This is a genomic window from Parafannyhessea umbonata, assembly GCF_900105025.1.
Classification (GTDB): domain Bacteria; phylum Actinomycetota; class Coriobacteriia; order Coriobacteriales; family Atopobiaceae; genus Parafannyhessea; species Parafannyhessea umbonata.
Window position 1 is genome coordinate 598,421 of the sequence record NZ_LT629759.1, and the last position, 16,266, is coordinate 614,686.

General features: G+C 63.4%; 14 protein-coding genes. 9 read left to right on the top strand and 5 right to left on the bottom strand.

All coding sequences use genetic code 11. The annotated features are described in order from the left end of the window. Window positions 1–60 precede the first annotated feature (60 nt). A complete protein-coding gene (locus tag BLT96_RS02685) occupies window positions 61–1,500 on the bottom strand; it encodes a L,D-transpeptidase (protein ID WP_157692122.1) in 1,440 nt (479 codons plus the stop codon). A 407-nt stretch (window positions 1,501–1,907) separates the two neighbouring features. Then, complete coding sequence (locus tag BLT96_RS02690) at window positions 1,908–2,855, bottom strand: L-lactate dehydrogenase (RefSeq protein WP_090861535.1); 948 nt, start codon at window positions 2,853–2,855, stop codon at window positions 1,908–1,910. 264 nt (window positions 2,856–3,119) lie between these two features. Between BLT96_RS02690 and feoB the strand changes: the two genes are divergently transcribed. The 4 genes from feoB to idi all read left to right on the top strand — a co-directional run bounded on the left by feoB (window position 3,120) and on the right by idi (window position 6,815). After that, window positions 3,120–5,558, top strand: a complete 2,439-nt coding sequence (feoB, locus tag BLT96_RS02695) for a ferrous iron transport protein B (RefSeq protein ID WP_229769594.1) — start codon at window positions 3,120–3,122, stop codon at window positions 5,556–5,558. A 93-nt stretch (window positions 5,559–5,651) separates the two neighbouring features. Then, window positions 5,652–5,915, top strand: coding sequence for an AbrB/MazE/SpoVT family DNA-binding domain-containing protein (locus BLT96_RS02700; RefSeq protein ID WP_157692123.1), 264 nt, complete (start codon window positions 5,652–5,654; stop codon window positions 5,913–5,915). Next, window positions 5,915–6,190 (top strand): hypothetical protein, encoded by a 276-nt coding sequence (locus BLT96_RS02705; protein ID WP_090861539.1) that lies wholly within the window; start codon window positions 5,915–5,917, stop codon window positions 6,188–6,190. Before BLT96_RS02700 ends, BLT96_RS02705 begins: the two co-directional genes overlap by 1 nt. A gap of 37 nt (window positions 6,191–6,227) precedes the next feature. Then, on the top strand, window positions 6,228–6,815 hold the full coding sequence (gene idi / locus BLT96_RS02710) for an isopentenyl-diphosphate Delta-isomerase (protein ID WP_197674379.1): 588 nt from the start codon (window positions 6,228–6,230) through the stop codon (window positions 6,813–6,815). Window positions 6,816–6,822: 7 nt separating this feature from the next. On the opposite strand, the gene BLT96_RS02715 is transcribed toward idi, so the two are convergent. Beyond that, complete coding sequence (locus tag BLT96_RS02715) at window positions 6,823–7,455, bottom strand: 2'-5' RNA ligase family protein (RefSeq protein WP_157692124.1); 633 nt, start codon at window positions 7,453–7,455, stop codon at window positions 6,823–6,825. Between the two features lie 431 nt (window positions 7,456–7,886). Between BLT96_RS02715 and agaB the strand changes: the two genes are divergently transcribed. The 4 genes from agaB to BLT96_RS02735 all read left to right on the top strand — a co-directional run bounded on the left by agaB (window position 7,887) and on the right by BLT96_RS02735 (window position 10,636). After that, window positions 7,887–8,372: a PTS galactosamine transporter subunit IIB gene (agaB, locus tag BLT96_RS02720; protein WP_090844254.1), complete on the top strand. Its 486-nt coding sequence runs from the start codon at window positions 7,887–7,889 to the stop codon at window positions 8,370–8,372. 105 nt (window positions 8,373–8,477) lie between these two features. Continuing rightward, complete coding sequence (locus BLT96_RS02725) at window positions 8,478–9,266, top strand: PTS mannose/fructose/sorbose/N-acetylgalactosamine transporter subunit IIC (protein WP_090861543.1); 789 nt, start codon at window positions 8,478–8,480, stop codon at window positions 9,264–9,266. Then, window positions 9,256–10,074: a PTS system mannose/fructose/sorbose family transporter subunit IID gene (locus BLT96_RS02730; RefSeq protein WP_090844248.1), complete on the top strand. Its 819-nt coding sequence runs from the start codon at window positions 9,256–9,258 to the stop codon at window positions 10,072–10,074. The genes BLT96_RS02725 and BLT96_RS02730 overlap by 11 nt, the downstream gene beginning before the upstream one ends. A 118-nt stretch (window positions 10,075–10,192) precedes the next feature. After that, window positions 10,193–10,636 carry a PTS sugar transporter subunit IIA gene (locus tag BLT96_RS02735; protein ID WP_090861545.1) on the top strand — a complete coding sequence of 148 codons (444 nt, stop codon included), beginning with the start codon at window positions 10,193–10,195 and terminating at the stop codon, window positions 10,634–10,636. A gap of 91 nt (window positions 10,637–10,727) precedes the next feature. Here the strand turns inward: BLT96_RS02735 and BLT96_RS02740 are convergent, their stop codons facing one another. Both BLT96_RS02740 and BLT96_RS02745 read right to left on the bottom strand, forming a co-directional pair. After that, window positions 10,728–11,852, bottom strand: a complete 1,125-nt coding sequence (locus BLT96_RS02740) for an SIS domain-containing protein (RefSeq protein WP_090861547.1) — start codon at window positions 11,850–11,852, stop codon at window positions 10,728–10,730. Between the two features lie 88 nt (window positions 11,853–11,940). Next, on the bottom strand, window positions 11,941–12,423 hold the full coding sequence (locus BLT96_RS02745; protein WP_090861549.1) for a hypothetical protein: 483 nt from the start codon (window positions 12,421–12,423) through the stop codon (window positions 11,941–11,943). A 383-nt stretch (window positions 12,424–12,806) separates the two neighbouring features. Between BLT96_RS02745 and BLT96_RS02750 the strand changes: the two genes are divergently transcribed. Beyond that, a complete protein-coding gene (locus BLT96_RS02750) occupies window positions 12,807–16,217 on the top strand; it encodes a M14 family metallopeptidase (protein ID WP_090861551.1) in 3,411 nt (1,136 codons plus the stop codon). Window positions 16,218–16,266: the final 49 nt, after the last annotated feature.

Below are 16,266 nucleotides of genomic sequence, written 5' to 3' on the forward strand. Positions count from 1 at the left end.
CCGCGGCGCGCACCGCGCGTGGCTAGGGGCGTGCGGACGCGCGGGCGTGCTGCGAGCGCGTTACGAGTGGACGTAGACGGTGTCGCCGGCCTTGACGAGGCCGTAGAGCTCGCGCGCCGCCTGCGGGGGAAGGTTCACGCAGCCGTGGCTTCCCGCGTAGGAGTAGATGGAGCCGCCGAACGCGGAGCGCCAGTTGGCGTCGTGCAGACCGACGGCGTTGCCGACGAACGGCATCCAGTACGTGACGTGGCTCTTGTAGTCGGGCTCGCCGTCGCCGTCCTCGTCCGCGCCGATGAGCGTCTCGTTCGTACGCTTCGCGTTGATCTTGAACGTTCCCGTGGGGGTGCCGCGCCCCTCGGACGTGTTGCCGCTCACGAAGTACGAGCGCCAGATGACCGAGCCGTCCTTGTCGTAGAAGCGCGCGTACTGGGTGGAGAGGTTCAGGTCTATGTGGCGCCCGCGACCCTCGTGGCCGGGCGTCTGCGCAGGGCGGGTGGCGGTGACGGTGAGGGGAACCTCGAGGGAGCCGTTCTTCTCGCCTTGGACGGCATCCGCGACGGATGCCGCGAGCGAGGCGGCGTCGATGGCGTAGTCATGCTCCTCGTCGGACTTTGCGACCTTCTTCGCGAGGGAGTCGTTCGCCCACTGGGCGATGGCGCCCTGGTCGAGGCTCACGGACAGGTCGTCGCCCACGCGCACCCAGGTGGCAACCGTCTTCTTGTCGAGCTTTGCGAGGGGCCTGCCGTCCTTCGTGAGCGTGACGGCGTGGTCGGCGTACGCGTTCGCCGTGTCAACGGCCTTCCGAAGGCCGGCGTCCCTGCTCGTGAGCTGCGGGCGAAGGAGCGCGTCGCGGTTGAGGGAGACCTTGGAGGCGAGGCGCACGACGTCTTTCTCGACCTGCGCTTTTACGACGCTTGCGTCCAGCGCCGTGCCGAGGGCCTCTTGCGTGACCTCGAACGTGGACGTCTTCTTGTTAAGGGTGCACCAGGCGTTCTTGGGCGGCGTCGCGTTCTGGTTGTGCGCCTGGACGGCGGCGTCGACCAGGGCGTCGAGCTTCTCCTTGTTGTAGCTGACGGTCTTGGACACCGTGAGGTGCCTGGGGTGCGCGAGGTCGAGCGCCCACGAGGCGGCGTCGGTTTGGGACTTCGCATGGCGGGCGTAGTTGGCGGGGCTGACGTCCAGGTCGATGTCATCGGCGCCGATGGCGAGGGTGAGGCCCTGGCCGGCGACGGTCGTCTTCCAGGATGCGGCTTTTGCCGCGACCTGCTGCGCGAGCTGCGCCTCCGTCAGGTTGGACACGTCCTCGCCGTTTACGGTGGTGCCGGGCACGAAGTGCGAACCGTAGTAGCTTGCACCCGCGACCTGGCCCGCGACCAGGGCCGCTGCAACGCCGAGCGCGAGGAGTGGGATCGCCTTCCTGCGACTCGTGGCGGGCTTGGTGGTCGCGCTGGCTGCGGGTTTGGTCTTGCGCGCGTGCTTTGCGGACGTGGGTTGGGTCAAGGCGACTCCTCGCGTGTTTGGGTGCGATGGGGGCTGGCGCGGCCGGGGGCCTCTGCCCTGCAGGTAGCTGGAAGAATTCTAGACGATGGGGCGCTTTCGTGCGCGCTGTGGGCAGAAAAGCGCTGCGCGCACACGACGGGGCACCCCACCATCTGACAGGTTCGGCTTCTGTCAGATGGTGGTGGGTTCGCACACGGCAAAGTGCCCCACTACCTGACAGGTTCGGCTTCTGTCAGGTAGTGGGGCGAATTTCGCATGCCGAGGGGGCTTTCTCGCGCCAAAATCCACCACTATCCGACAGATTTGGCTTCTGTCAGATAGTGGTGGATCTGGTCATATAAAAACCCGCCACTATCTGACAGGTTCGACTTCTGTCAGGTAGTGGCGGGCGGGGGCGCGGGCCAGGGCTACTCGATGCTTGCAAACGCCTCGCGGATGACGTTGCAGGAGGAGTGCATGGCGTCCTTCTCGTCCTGCGAGAGCTCGAGCGGGAGGATCTCTTGGATGCCGTTGCGCCCGAGGATGCACGGCACGCCAACGGACACGTCCTTCTCGCCGTACTCGCCCTCGAGGTGGACGGAGAGCGGCGTCACGAGGCGCTCGTTGTGGAGGATGGACGCGATGAGCACGGCGACGACGGAGCCGATGCCGAACTCCGTGGAGCCCTTGCCGGCGACGATGCGGCCGCCGGAGGTGTGGACGGTCTCCGTGAGCGTGGCGTAGTCGAGCTTGTCCGCGAGCTGCGGGTGGCTGCGGAGGTACTCCTCTATGCCGATGCCGCCGATGGAGACGTGCGTGCGCGGGATGAACGAGGAGTCGCCGTGCTCGCCCATGCAGAACGCCTCCACCTGGTCGCGGTCGACGTCCACGATGCTCGCGATGTGGCGCCTGAGGCGGACGGTGTCGAGCGACGTTCCGGTGCTGAACACCCTGGCGCGTGGGAGGTCGAGCTTGCGGTAGAAGTACTCCGCCACGACGTCCGCGGGGTTGGACACGCAGATGAGGAAGCCGGAGAAGCCGGACTTCGCGATGGGCTCGACGATGCTGCCCAGGATCGAGAACGTGCTGGAGAGCATCTGGAGGCGCGTTTCTCCGGGGCGGCGGCTGCGGCCGGCCGTCATCACGATGAAGCTTGCGTCCGCGCAGTCGTCGTAGGTGCCCACGCGGATGTGCACGTGGCGCCTGGTGGCCGTGAGCATGTCCTTCAGGTCTTCCACCTGCGCGTTCGCCGTGGCATCGTTGATGTCCAGGAACACTATTTCGTCTGCGTACTGGCCGACCATGAGGTTCATGGCCACGTGGCTTCCCACGTTTCCGGCTCCGATGATTACGACCTTTCGTGCTAGCTGCGTCATGGCTCCACCCCTCCCGAAGGTTGCTTTTTGTTCCTATTGTGAAGTTGGGTGGAGGAGCTGTGGGCGAGGAGTTCAAATTTGCCATTGGCGGATTGGGCCTGTCACCTCGTACGATTGTACTTGACACGTGCGCCTGAGGACGTCCGTTTTTCTCGCCTGCGCACCTATCCGCGACCGCGAATGTGCGACATGGGCGCACACGCGTTGGCTCCCGCCAGATGTTGTATGCTTTGTAAGATTAAGTTAACTATCGAAAGGCACATCATGTCAGGCATCGGCATGTCAGATAGCGGATCTGCGCCCGCGCGCGCGGCCGGCGAGGCCCTGCGCGAGGAGGGCACGCTCGCCTCCGTGGAGATCGGCCAGACCGTCACCATATCCGTCGTGGGAGGGGAGGGCGCACTCCGCCAGCACTTCTTGGACATGGGCGTCATCCCCGGCGCGCAGATCACTCTCGAGAAGTACGCGCCCATGGGCGACCCCATGGAGTTCAGCATCCACGGCTACCAGCTCACGCTGCGCATCGCGGACGCGCGCAAGATTCGCGTGACGACGGAGGCGTGCCCCGTGCCGGCCGGCGTCGCGAGCGGGCGGCACAAGAGCATCGGGCACCCGGGCCTTGGCGAGGACGGCCTGCCCGACAAGGTGGACGTGCGCACGAGCGACCACTCGCATCCGGTGCCTGAGGGAGAAGTGCTTCGCTTCGCGCTCGCGGGCAACCAGAACTGCGGCAAGACCACGCTCTTCAACCAGCTCACGGGCTCGAACCAGCACGTGGGCAACTTCCCCGGCGTTACGGTGGACCGCAAGAGCGGCGCCATCAAGGGGCACCCCGACACGGACGTGACGGACCTGCCGGGCATCTACTCGCTCTCCCCGTACAGCCCGGAGGAGCTCGTGAGCCGCCAGTACATACTGGAGGAGCAGCCAAACGCCATCATCAACATCGTGGACGCCACGAACATCGAGCGCAACCTGTACCTGACGATGCAGCTGATGGAGCTTGACAAGCCCATGGTGCTCGCCCTCAACATGATGGACGAGGTCCAGGGCAACGGCGGCACGATCGACGTGAACCTGATGGAGGACATGCTGGGCATCCCCGTGGTGCCGATATCCGCCGTCAAGGGCGAGGGCGTGGACGAGCTCGTGCGCCACGCGATCCACGTGGCGCGCTACCAGGAGCTTCCCGGCCGGCAGGACTTCTGCGACCCCAGCGACCACGGCGGCGCCGTGCACCGCTGCCTGCACGCGATCATGCACCTGATAGAGGACCACGCCGTCCGCGCGAACATCCCCGTGCGCTTTGCGGCGTCGAAGCTGGTGGAGGGCGACGCCCACGTGAGGGAGGCCCTTGCGCTGGACAAGAACGAGCTCGACGCCGTGGAGCACATCGTGCACCAGATGGAGGAGGAGCGCGGCCTGGACCGTGCCGCCGCCATCGCGGACATGCGTTTCTCGTTTATCGAGAAGATCGTGTCCGCCGCGGTCGTGAAGCCGCATGCCTCGCGTGAGCTGGAGCGAAGCCGCAAGATCGACCGCGTGCTGACCGGAAAGTACACGGCCATCCCCATGTTCGTGCTCATCATGGGCGCCGTGTTCTTCCTCACGTTCAACGTCGTCGGCCTCGCGCTGCAGAACCTCGTCGCAGCGGGCGTCGACGCGCTCACGGCAGCGGCGGACGCGGGCCTCACGGCCGCCGGCGTGAACCCGGTGCTGCACTCCCTCGTGATCGGCGGCATCTTCAACGCCATCGGCACGGTGCTGCCCATCGCGCCGATCATCGTGACCATGTTCTTCTTCCTCTCGCTTCTGGAGGACACGGGCTACATGGCCCGCGTCGCGTTCTTCATGGACAAGCTGCTGCGCAAGATCGGCTTGTCCGGTCGCTCCATCGTGCCCATGCTCGTGGGATTTGGCTGCACGGTGCCCGCCGTCATGTCCGCCCGCACGCTGCCGTCCGAGCGCGACCGCAAGCTCACCATCGCACTCACGCCGTTCATGAGCTGCACCACCAAGCTCACAATCTACGGCTACTTCAGCGCGGCGTTCTTCCCGGGCAAGGGCGGCCTCGTGATGCTCTGCCTGTACCTCACGGGCATCGTCGTCGGCGTGCTCGTGGCGCTCATAACGCACAAGACCATCGACAAGGCCGAGGCCGTTCCGTTTGTGATGGAGCTTCCCAACTACCGTCTGCCCAGCGCGAAGTCCGTTCTCATGCTCATGTGGGAGAAGACCAAGGACTTCCTGCACCGTGCGTTCACCGTGGTGTTCGCGGCAGCCGTCGTCGTGTGGTTCCTGCAGTACTTCACGCCGGCACTAACGGTCGCCAAGGACGCACACGAGTCTATCCTGGCGGCCATTGCAACCTGGATCGCCCCGATCTTCTCGCCCCTGGGCTTTGCCGACTGGCGCGTCACCACGGCACTCATCGCGGGCTTCATGGCAAAGGAGATCGTGGTCGCGACGCTGTCCGTCCTGTTTGGCTCCACCGCGCAGCTTCTGGCCGCGCTCACGCCGCTTTCCGTCGTGTCGCTTCTGGTGTTCTGCCTGCTGTACACCCCGTGCGTCGCGGCCATCGCGGCCATCAGGCACGAGCTGGGCGGCCGCTGGGCGCTGGGCATCGTCGCGTTCCAGTGCGGCATCGCCTACCTCGTGGCGCTTTTGGTGCACGTGGTCGGCGCCCTGTTGGGCTTCGCGTAGGGGGTAGACCGTTCGCCGGAGGTGAAGGCGCATCCCGGTTTCCCATAGTATAGAATGTCGGAAAGTGAGAAATTCATACTCTTGGAGGCCGGGATGCTCGCGACGCTTAAGGACAAAGGTCAGGTTACGATACCTAAGAAGTTAGTCAATCAGCTCGGGCTTGTCTCTGGCGACACTTTCGATGTCTACATCGAGGATGGGGAGATTCGCTTTGTCCCGGTAGTGATCTATCCCAAGAAGAAGATTGAGGAACTGGAGCGTCTTGCCAGTGAGGCAGAGGAGGGGTTGTCCAGCGGAGACCTTCCAGTTTTTGAAGATGTGGATGATGCGATTGCAGATTTGCATCGGGCCGGCTGATGCCATATAAGCTCGTGCTTGCGCCTTCGTTTAAGAAGGCGTATGCGAAGCTTGGAAAGAAGGAGCAGGCACAGGTCGAAAACAAGATTCGGCAGCTTGCTATTGACCCGTGGCACCCTTCCTTGCGCGTCAAGCATATACGCGCTTCACGTGAGTTTGAGTGCAGCGTGAACATGGACGTGAGAATAGCGTTTAAGTTCGAGGAGGGTCATCTCATCCTGTTGTTGGACGTGGACCATCATGATGCATTGCTCCGTCGGCGTACAAGAAGATAGAAATCTTTGCTAACTGATTTGTAGGGAGTTGCAGCTCATGGCAAGCCTGACAGACATGCTGGCCCAGCCCCGGGAAGACCAGCTGATTCTGGTCGATCTTCTGGATCGGCCCCAGGGCAGCATGGGAAAGCTCGCGTGTCACCGGCAGGCGCGCCTGCACAGGGCGTTCTCGCTCTTTCTGTATCGCGAAAGCGGTGGCACGCTCCGGCTTCTGCTGCAGCGCCGCGCACAGGGCAAATACCATTCCGGAGGCCTTCTGGCCAATTCGGTCTGCTCGCACCCGCGGGTGGGGGAGGCGCTTGCGGACGCCGTCCCGCGCAGGCTCACGCAGGAGCTGGGAGTGCCTGCGAGCAAGGCGACCAGCCTCGAGTACGTCGAGGTTGGCTCGTTCGTGTACCGAAGCTCCTTTGGCAACGGGCTTACGGAGTTCGAGTACGACCACGTCTTCGTGACGCCGTACGACGGTCCCCTGGCGCCCGACCCCAGCGAGGTCGCGGCGACTGCCTGGGTCGATGCGGAGGAGGCACTGGCAGACCTTCAGGCGCACCCCTCGCGCTACGCAAGCTGGTTCCTGACGGCCGCCCCCATGGCGTGCGCCTGGCTCGCGGCCCACGTTCGTCCCTAGTTCCGCGTCACAGGCTCACGCGCGCGACCTCCGTGTACACGAGCGCGCCGCCGTCCGGATGGTGACTCCACATAAGCGACATCGCATCGATGCGCATCTTTGCGGCCCCCAACCGCCCCGCTGCCAGGTTACGTGCCGCAAGCTGCTCGTTCATCTGGGCGAGAAACGCGTCCATTCCGGCCTCGCGCTCCTCCTTGCGCAGGCGGCAGCCGCGCGCCAGGGTCATGTGCGGGGAGAATGGGGGAAGCGGCTCTGGAATCGCGCCGCTTTCCAGCAGCCGCATGCCAAGGGTCGCCCTCAGTTCCGCGAGCCGTCGCATTCCGTCCCGCGACCCCTCGTGCTCCCGTCCTTCCGCGCCATCCTCGCGAAAGCCCTGCCACAGAATCGACCCGCGACGCTTCTGGAAGCATCCCACGGGCCCTAGCTCGACGGCGAACTCTTCCGTCCTTACGTTCTCGGCTGCCCGTCGCATCGCCTCGAGCGTTCGCGCCTCGCGCTCGCGGTCGAGCTCGCCGAGGAAGGCGAGGGTCAGGTGGAGGTTCCCGCGTGATGTTGGTCGAGCATGGTCAAGATGGGGGAGCGTCATGTTTTGCACGGCCACGAGCTCGTCTCGCACGCCCTCGTCTGGCAGTGCTGCCACAAAGAGTCTCCTGGTCACTGTCGAGTCCCCGCTCGAGTGAGCCATGGGCTCTGTGTCCTGCGTATCATCACCCAAGGGACCTCTCCTTTCCATTGCCGGGCCTCCTCCCGTCGACGGGCGCATGCCCGGCGAGGCCAGCGTCGCCTCGGCTTCGACATCTTGCGCTACCGGCAAGACGAAGTTCGCACATCTATTTGATTGCATGTATGCAATCAAAGGTTGCCCGCTCGCAATCTGTGCTTAACACGTGGAAATCGTTTTCGCAATCCCCTAAGACCACTATAACGTTTGCAGAGAAAAACGCATCATTCGCGTTTGTATCCGCTTTTCCCGATATTGTCGGGCGTATAAGAACTATGGTTTCGATTTCACCATTGAAGAAGCGACGCCGGCCGGACGCCAGCGCCCCAACGGGAGGCAGGCGACATTCGTTGGCTACACCAGACATCGTCTTTGCAAGGATTGACAACAGGCTCGTGCACGGGCAGGTCGGCGCGGCGTGGGTAGGGTCCATTCCCAACTGCAACCTCATCGTCGTCGCGAACGACGACGCCGCAGCAGACCCCATGCAGCAGTCCCTCATGAAGCTCACGGCGGACTCCGCGCGCGTTGGCATCAGGTTCTTCACCATCCAGAAGACGATCGACGTGATAGGCAAGGCAAGCGCCCGCCAGCACATCTTCATCGTCGCGAAGACCCCGGCGGACATGCGCAAGCTCGTGGAGGGCGGCGTCCCCATAAAAGAGGTCAACATCGGCAACATGCATGCCTCGGCGGACAAGCGCGTCTTCCACGACCAGCACGTCTATGTGGACGACCAGGACCTTGCCGACCTCAAGGCCATACAGGACCACGGCACCAAGGTCTACATTCAGCTCTTGCCCACGGGACGCAAGGTCGAGGACCTCGGTCTCTAGTCTTGCGTGGGCGTCCGGCCCATACAACCTCATAGCTCGTACGAGCATCCATCGCTTGTTGGCGTTCTTCTCCTTAGGGGGAAGAGCTTGACATAGGGAGGAAGCATGCAACTTACCCTTGTACAAGGCCTTCTGCTGTTCATAGTTGGCACCATATGCCAATTCGATCAGCAGACCGAGGCGTTCTACTGGTTCAGGCCCATGGTCGCCGCGTTCTTCACCGGCATCATCCTGGGCAACGTGGAGCTGGGCGTCACCTGTGGCGCCGTCACCGAGCTCGCATACCTCGGCATGACGAACGTCGGTGGGACCGTTCCTCCCGACCCGCTGTTCGCCGGCATCATGACCGTCGTGCTCGCCTACACGACGGGCCAGAGTGCCGAGACGGCGCTCGGGCTCTCGTACCCCTTCGCACTCCTCGCGCAGGGCATCGGCATCCTCTTCAAGACGGTCTACTCCTTCGTTCCCCACAAGCTCGACAAGTACGCGGCCGAGGCGGACGTGAAGCACTTCAACGGCCTCATCTGGGGCGTCACCATCTTCGAGGCGGTGTTCTGCGGGTTCGTCATCTTCCTGTGCTCATACGCGCTGCAGGCGCCCATCCAGGCGTTCGTGAACTCGTTCCCGACTTGGGTCACGCACGGCCTCGAGGTCGCGGGAGGCATCCTTCCCGCCGTCGGCCTCGCCATGCTGCTGCTCACCACGCTGAAGCCCGAGACCTACCCGTACCTCTTCATCGGCTTCGTGATGGCCACGTTCCTCAAGATGCCCAACGTGCTGCCCGTCGCCATCATAGGTACGTCCCTTGCCGCGATCGACTACATGTACCAGAAGCGCTTTGACGAGCAGAAGGCCGAGGCAATCGACGACGGAGGCGACTCTGATGGCATCTAATCCCACCAACAAGAAGGGCGAGCCCCTTCAGAAGCTCAGCAAGTCCGACATCACGAGGCTTGGCATCAACTCGCTCACCGAGCAGATCGCGTTCTCGTTCGAGCGCATGCAGGCGCCCGGCTGGACCATGAACATGATTCCCGGCTTCAAGAAGATCTACGGCGACTCCAAAGAGGACTTGAAGGAGTTCATGACCTACAACATGGAGTTCATGAACACCGAACCGCATATGGCGACGCTGCTCCAGGGCATGGTCCTCGCGATGGAGGAGAAGGGCACGGACCGCAAGCTCATCCAGGGCGTCCGCAACGGCCTCTTCGGCCCCATGGCCGGCATCGGCGACTCCATCTTCTGGTTCACCGTGCTGCCCATAACGGCGGGCATCGCCTGCTCGCTCGCCAAGTCCGGCTCCATCCTTGGCCCGCTCGTATTCATCGGCATATACCTCGTCGTCGGCTTCTCGCGCATCTGGTTCGCGCGCCTCGGCTACAGCCTCGGCTCGAAGGCGGTCGAGAAGGTCGGCACGGCCACGAGGTACCTCACCGGCGCCGCGGGCATCCTTGGCACCACGGTCATCGGCGCGCTCATACCCAGCTACGTCTCCATAGCGTTCCAGAAGAAGCTCGTGTTCGGCGTCGGCTCTACCACGGTGCAATCGGTGTTCGACCAACTCCTTCCCAACGTCCTGCCTCTCGCCGTCGTGTTCCTCATCTACTGGCTCTTCAAGAAGAAGCACGTCAACACCATTGCCGTCATCGGCTGCGTCATCCTGTTCGGCCTCTTGATGTCGCTGCTCAACTGGATGTAGCGGCTGTGACGAAACTGCAGGTCACATGTAACGTCTGATGTGGCGGGACCTCGTGCGCGGGGTCCCGCCCACGGTTCGGGGCCAGCCCTAAGGTCACTGCCCCGCATGGGAGGGTCATATGGTCGGAATCATCGTCACGGGTCACGGCAACTTCGCCTCGGGAATCACGTCCGCGCTCGAGCTCATCGCCGGTCCCCAGGACGCCTACGCCGCGCTGGACTTCACATCGCTCTCCGGCACGGAGGAGCTCGAGAAGGACATGGCCGCGGCGCTGGAATCGCTACGCTCGCGAGAGGACGTCGACGGGGTGCTCGTCCTCTGTGACCTCGTGGGTGGCACGCCGTTCAAGACGGCGGCGACGCTCGGAATCCCCCTGGGCGACGTGCGCGTTGTTGCGGGCGTGAACCTGGGCGGTCTTGTCGAGTGCGCGACGCAGCGCGACGCCGTGTCTGGCCTCGACGAGCTCGCCCAGCTCGCGAAGGACTCCATGAGGTCATCCGTCGTGGAGTTCGAGCTTGCGCAGCCCGCCGAGGAGGACGACGACTTCTCAGACGGAATCTAGTCGCACGCGCCAGGAGACAGATGCAAAGGCCTGCAGGCGACGTCCCATAGAGGACCACCCGCGGGCCTTTGCCATGAATCTATCTTCCGCACTACAGCAGCGGCATGACGTCCTTGATCTTTTCGGTCTTGCTTGGCGCGCAGTGCTTGTAGTCCCTCATCAGCGGGAAGTCATCCCACCTTCCGAGGGCGTCAGTCGCGTGATGGGCGATTATCTGGAAGAACGGCAGCAGGTAGAGCGGGGAGAGCGTCGGTTCTGAAACCTTGCCCACGTTTGCCACGAACGCATGGTCGTCCTTCTCGTATGCGTCGTCGCACGTTATCAGGTACGCATGGTCCGTGATGCACCGGCAGGCGTCGTACAGCTCGTGCGCGCGCCTCGAGCCAAGGTTCATATCGTCCACCACAAAGACGGTGCGACTGGGGTTTAGCTGCAGGTTCGGGCCGTGGTTGAACTCCTCCGCCTCGAAGGCGAACGAGGGCACCTTCATGGTCTCGCCAAACTTCAAAGCTCCCTCGCAAGCGATGCCGTACGCCTGGTCAAAGCCAATGACGTAGTTCGTCTCGATGGAGAGCATGTCCTTCAAGTGTGCGGAGTAGAACTCCTCCGTCTTCGCCTGGACCGTCCTGTGGCGTTCGGGAACGAGCTCGAGCTCGCCAACAACGTGGTCATACCCCTCGTCGGAGAGCCGCCCCGTGTCGTGCGACGCCTCGAGCGAGAAGAGCATGAGGAACAGGGCGAGCGTCGTCACGCCCTTCGTGACGTAGCCCACGTACTCGATGCCCACGCCATAGTCCACCACAAGATCCGCGTGGTCCCGGAAGTCGGAGTCAAGGTTGCCCGTGATGCCGACAGCCCTTCTGCCTGCGGAGCGCAGCCTGTCGAGCGCGGCGAGCGAGTTGGTGGAACAACCGGACTGCGACACCACGAAGCAGAGCGTGTCGTCCCCGGGAAGGAAGTCGGAAGTCAGAAACGCTCCGGGCGTCGTGACGACAACCGGGATCCCCAGGTACTTCCGCATGAACGGCGCGGCACACCGGCTCGCGTTCGCGCTCGATCCGCAGGCGATCACGAGCACGGAGCTGTAGCCTCCCCGTAAGAACTCGTTCACGAGCGGCGCAACGAGCTCCTTCCTGCGGTTGACGTTCTTCTCGACCTGCCCGGGCGTCTCTCGCACGTAGGTCATCATCGTTACGTTCTCGAGATCCTTCTCCATTCCGTCCCCTTTCCTGCTCGCCGCGCCGGATTCGTGGCGCAAGTCTATGTAGATTGTCTGCCGTGTCAGGTTCCGTCTGGGGGAAGCGCTATCCGCGCTCGATGAGGCCCCTCAGCAGTTGCCAGACACCAAAGAGTGCCACCGCCGCGGACGCGACGTAGTTCACCATGAGGGTGGTGCTCGCAAAACCCTGTGCCTGAGCGTTCGCGACCATAAGGCAGCTGCAGGCGATGCCGCCGAGGCCGTACACCAGGCCTTGCACAAGGCTCATGCGTCTGCGGGGAAGCGAGGCCCCGTCGTCGGGCGCGAGCTCAAGGCTTGTCAGGAAGCGGTAGTAGAAGAGGTAGCTCATCACCAGGATGATTGCGGACGGTATGGCCACCAGGGCGACGTAGCTCTTCGTGAGGACCCATGCGAGTGCGCCCGCTGCCACGCCCAGCACAAAGCGCGAGCGGTACATCGTGCACGTTCGTTGTTGCGCGCCGTCAACATAGAAGCTGCGCTTGAGCCATGCGTTCCTGTAGATGGTCCTTCCATCCTCGGACGCGCCGTACGTGGCCGCCTTACTCATCCCAATGGCCTCCTCCGTGCCGTCTTGGTGGCACTTGTATATAACGTTACAGTACCATTGTGTGACTTGCGCGTCCCCCGTGCGCAAGTCTTTTGTCATGGGTGCGTATAATTTCGCAAGCGGGAAACAATTTCTGCGCGGCATGTGGCCGGCGGCGTCTCCCAATAGTGCGATTATGGGTTAAACCATGCATGTTATACAAATATAAGCAACACTTTAAGACCTCCACATGCCGAACAAACACCAACGTCTACCTAGAAACGAAACAAAACAGAAACATAAGTTTTGATGGCAAAGTACCCTGTATTGCGTCATTAGCGGCGAGAAGCGCTGCATACGTAGGCTGTTCTTCTCGCATGGGCGCAATCCAAGAGGGAGGAAGCATGGTTTCCATTCGCAAGGCGGGCGGCGCAATCGTCGCTGGCCTCATGCTCACCGTGAGTCTGGGTCAGGTCGTGGCCCCCACGACGGCGATGGCGTCGACGTCCGCGCAGTCGCAGTCTGCCGGCCAGTCCACGGGCAAGGCGAAGCTCGAGCGCACGGACGCCGCGTACGACGGCAGCTCCACGCCGATGATCTCCATGATCGAGGGACGCGAGTTCAGGCTTATCGCTCCGGTCGAGGGCAAGAGCGTAAGCGAGCTCGAGTCGCTCATCAAGGACGGCAAGGTCACGCTTACGCTGAGCCGCGCGAAGGGCCAGTTCAGCAAGAAGACCTACCCCAAGCAATGGCTTGGCGGCAAGTTGGGCGACTGGAAGACCGTCGCGACCCAGGATGGCGCCGCGGAGGGCGGAAACGGCAACACCGCGGACGAGAAAAACCGCAAGTCGCGCGACTTCTTCTATGACGTGGAGCTTTCCGCAAAGGAGGTCGACGGCACGCCGTCTGTCGTGGCGTCGTTCAAGAACCGCGAGCTCTACGAGGGAATCGACGGCATCGACGTCCGCTCGCGCGAGTTCGTCCGCTCGTCGCTGTACGACTACGTGGGCACGTACAGCCTCGCGTGCGACGTGGACGGCACGAAGGTTGCGTCCACGAAGGTCGACCTCAGGCCATACGACGCGTTCGCCACGCAGGAGGACATCGACGCCCAGCTTCCGGAGCTCGCAAGGCAGGCCAAGGCAAACGGCCTCTACGCCGAGGTCCGCACGTTTGGCACGTCCGCGCAGGGCCGTCCCATGCGCGCGCTGTTTGTGGCGAAGCAGAAGTCTGACCTCGACGACTACCAGGCCCTCAAGAAGCGCATGGAGAAGGACCCGGCATCCGTGCAGGCAGACCTTGCGGCGGGGAAGCTCAAGTACAAGGTGCCCGTCGTCTACAGCAACGTGCACGCCGACGAGATCGTTGCCTCCGACGCCGTGATGGAGTTCGCCCGCGACCTCGCGGCGAACAAGCCCATCGAGTACCGGCGCGCCACCGGCCTCACCGGCGAGGGCAAGGCGGAGCTCAAGACCGAGATGGACCACGACCGCACCGTGTGGAGCGACCTCGTGAAGGACGACGTGACGGGCATCGGCTACGTCCGCGGCGACGGCGGCAAGGGGCACGGCATCAACTACGACGGGGCCGACACGGACAACGCCTCGTCCGACCTGAGCGAGGAGGAGTTCGAGAAGTACTACGACTCCGACACGCAGACGTTCGACCCGTCCAAGTCGCTGGACGACGTGTTCTACATCCTCGTCCCGAGCGAGAACGTGGACGCCCGCGCCGTGAACGTCCGCACCAACGGCAACGGATTCGACCTCAACCGCGACAACACGTACCAGACCCAGCCCGAGACCCAGGCCATGAGCGGCCTCATCACGCAGTGGGACCCGATATCGCTTCACGAGGTGCACGGCTACTACCAGCAGTACCAGGTGGAGCCCTGCTCGCCCACGCACGACCCCAACAACGAGTACGACCTGTTCATCGACACGGCGCTCGCGCAGGGCGAGGCGTTCATGGGCGCCTCCATCGCCAACAACCCCACCATCAACTCCGTGCAGATGCCCATGCGCGACTACCTCAAGCTGCAGGACGACGGCACGCGCTTCTGGGAGGCGCCGTTCGACGACATGTCCACCAGCTACACGCCGCAGTACGCCATGATGCACGGCACGAACGCGTTCACGGTCGAGGCGCCGTACGGCACGGCCGACGCCGTGGACGCGCTGCGCTACGGCTTCATCGGCAACGCCGACTTCGTTGTCGCGAACAAGGACCGCATGTTCAACAACCAGCTCGAGCGCTTCCGCCGCGGCGTCCAGAACATAGACGCGGACTCCATCCGCCCGTACTACGTGAGTCAGAAGGACGAGAAGGGCGCGGAGGCCGACACGTTCCGTCCCCGTGACTCCAAGGACAGCTTCGGCAAGACGAACGACAACTTCTTCCCGGAGTACTACGTCATCCCGTTGGGCGCGGACCAGCAGAACAACCGCTCTGCGGCGGCAAAGACCGTCGACTTCCTCATCCACAACGGCGTCGAGGTGAAGGAGACCACCAGGGACGTGAAGGTGGGCGACAAGACGTATCCGGCCGGCACCATGGTGGTTGACATGCACCAGGCAAAGCGCAACATGGCCAACTGCGCCCTGTACCCCAACCTCGTGATCGACGACTGGACCCAGTACTCGCTCTACAGCGAGCCCGTCACGAACTTCTCGGAGTTCCGTGGGTTCGACATGGACACCGTCCGCACCGCCGGGGCGTTTGCGGCGGACACTCTGAAGGACGTGAAGAAGGCCCCTGCGCAGAAGAGCGAGGTTGCGGGCAAGGGCGAGTACGCCGTGATCGACAACAACGGCCTCGACGCCGTGAGGGCCGTGAACGACCTGCTGGAGGACGGCAAGTCCGTCGGGCTGGTGAGCGAGGGCAAGGACGAGGGCGACTACGTGGTCGCCGCAAAGGACCTCGACGACGCCACGGAGGACTACGTGCTGGACGTGACGAAGGTGAGCTCCGCGCCCAAGGCAAAGCGCATCAGCGGCACGATCAAGGCGTACGTGCCAAAGGCGTACGAGAAGTTCCAGAAGGACGCGGCGGGCAACAAGGTAGGCATGGCCGACTACGAGAACCGTGCGAACACCAACGGCAACTGGGACGACTTCGCGCTCGCGAAGCAGATGGGCTTCGAGCTCACGGACGACCTGGACGAGGCGACCGTCATCGTGGGCAGCCAGTACCCGGCAAACGCGAAGGCCGTGGCCGCGAAGGTCAAGTCCGGCACGCCATACGTTGCCTACACGGCCGACGCGCTGCAGTTCGTGAAGGACTTCAAGCTCGCGGGCAACATCTCGTTCACGCCGAGCGACGGCGACTGGCTGGGCTACGACGCCCTTGGCACCGTCGAGTTCCCGAAGGACGACATCATCACCGCCACGTACAAAAACGAGGGCGACTACCTCATGTACGGCTACGGAGGCGGCTACATCAAGAAGGCGCCCAAGGGCTCGAAGGTCCTGATCAAGACCACGGACGACCCCCTGGTGGAAGGCTTCATGCCCAGCGACTACATAAAGGAGTACCAGGGCAAGATCCAGGCCGTCGACTACCAGAGGGACGGGCGCAACGTCGCTCTCTTCGCGAACACGCTCACCAACAAGGCGCACCAGCAGGACGACTACCGCTACCTCACGGCGGCCGTCTACTCCAAGCAGCTTGACGGAGACTTCTCCGCGCCTGGCGCGCGTCAGGGCGCGAGCCCCGCGGTCGTCGTCGTGGGAGTGCTCGTCGTGGCGGGTGTCGCGTACCTCGTGGTGCGCAGCCGCAAGGCAAAGGGCGCCGCGGGCGAGAAGAGCGAGGACTAGCTGTTGTGTGCCAACAGGTTGTTGACACATGACGTGACAAAAGGGGAGG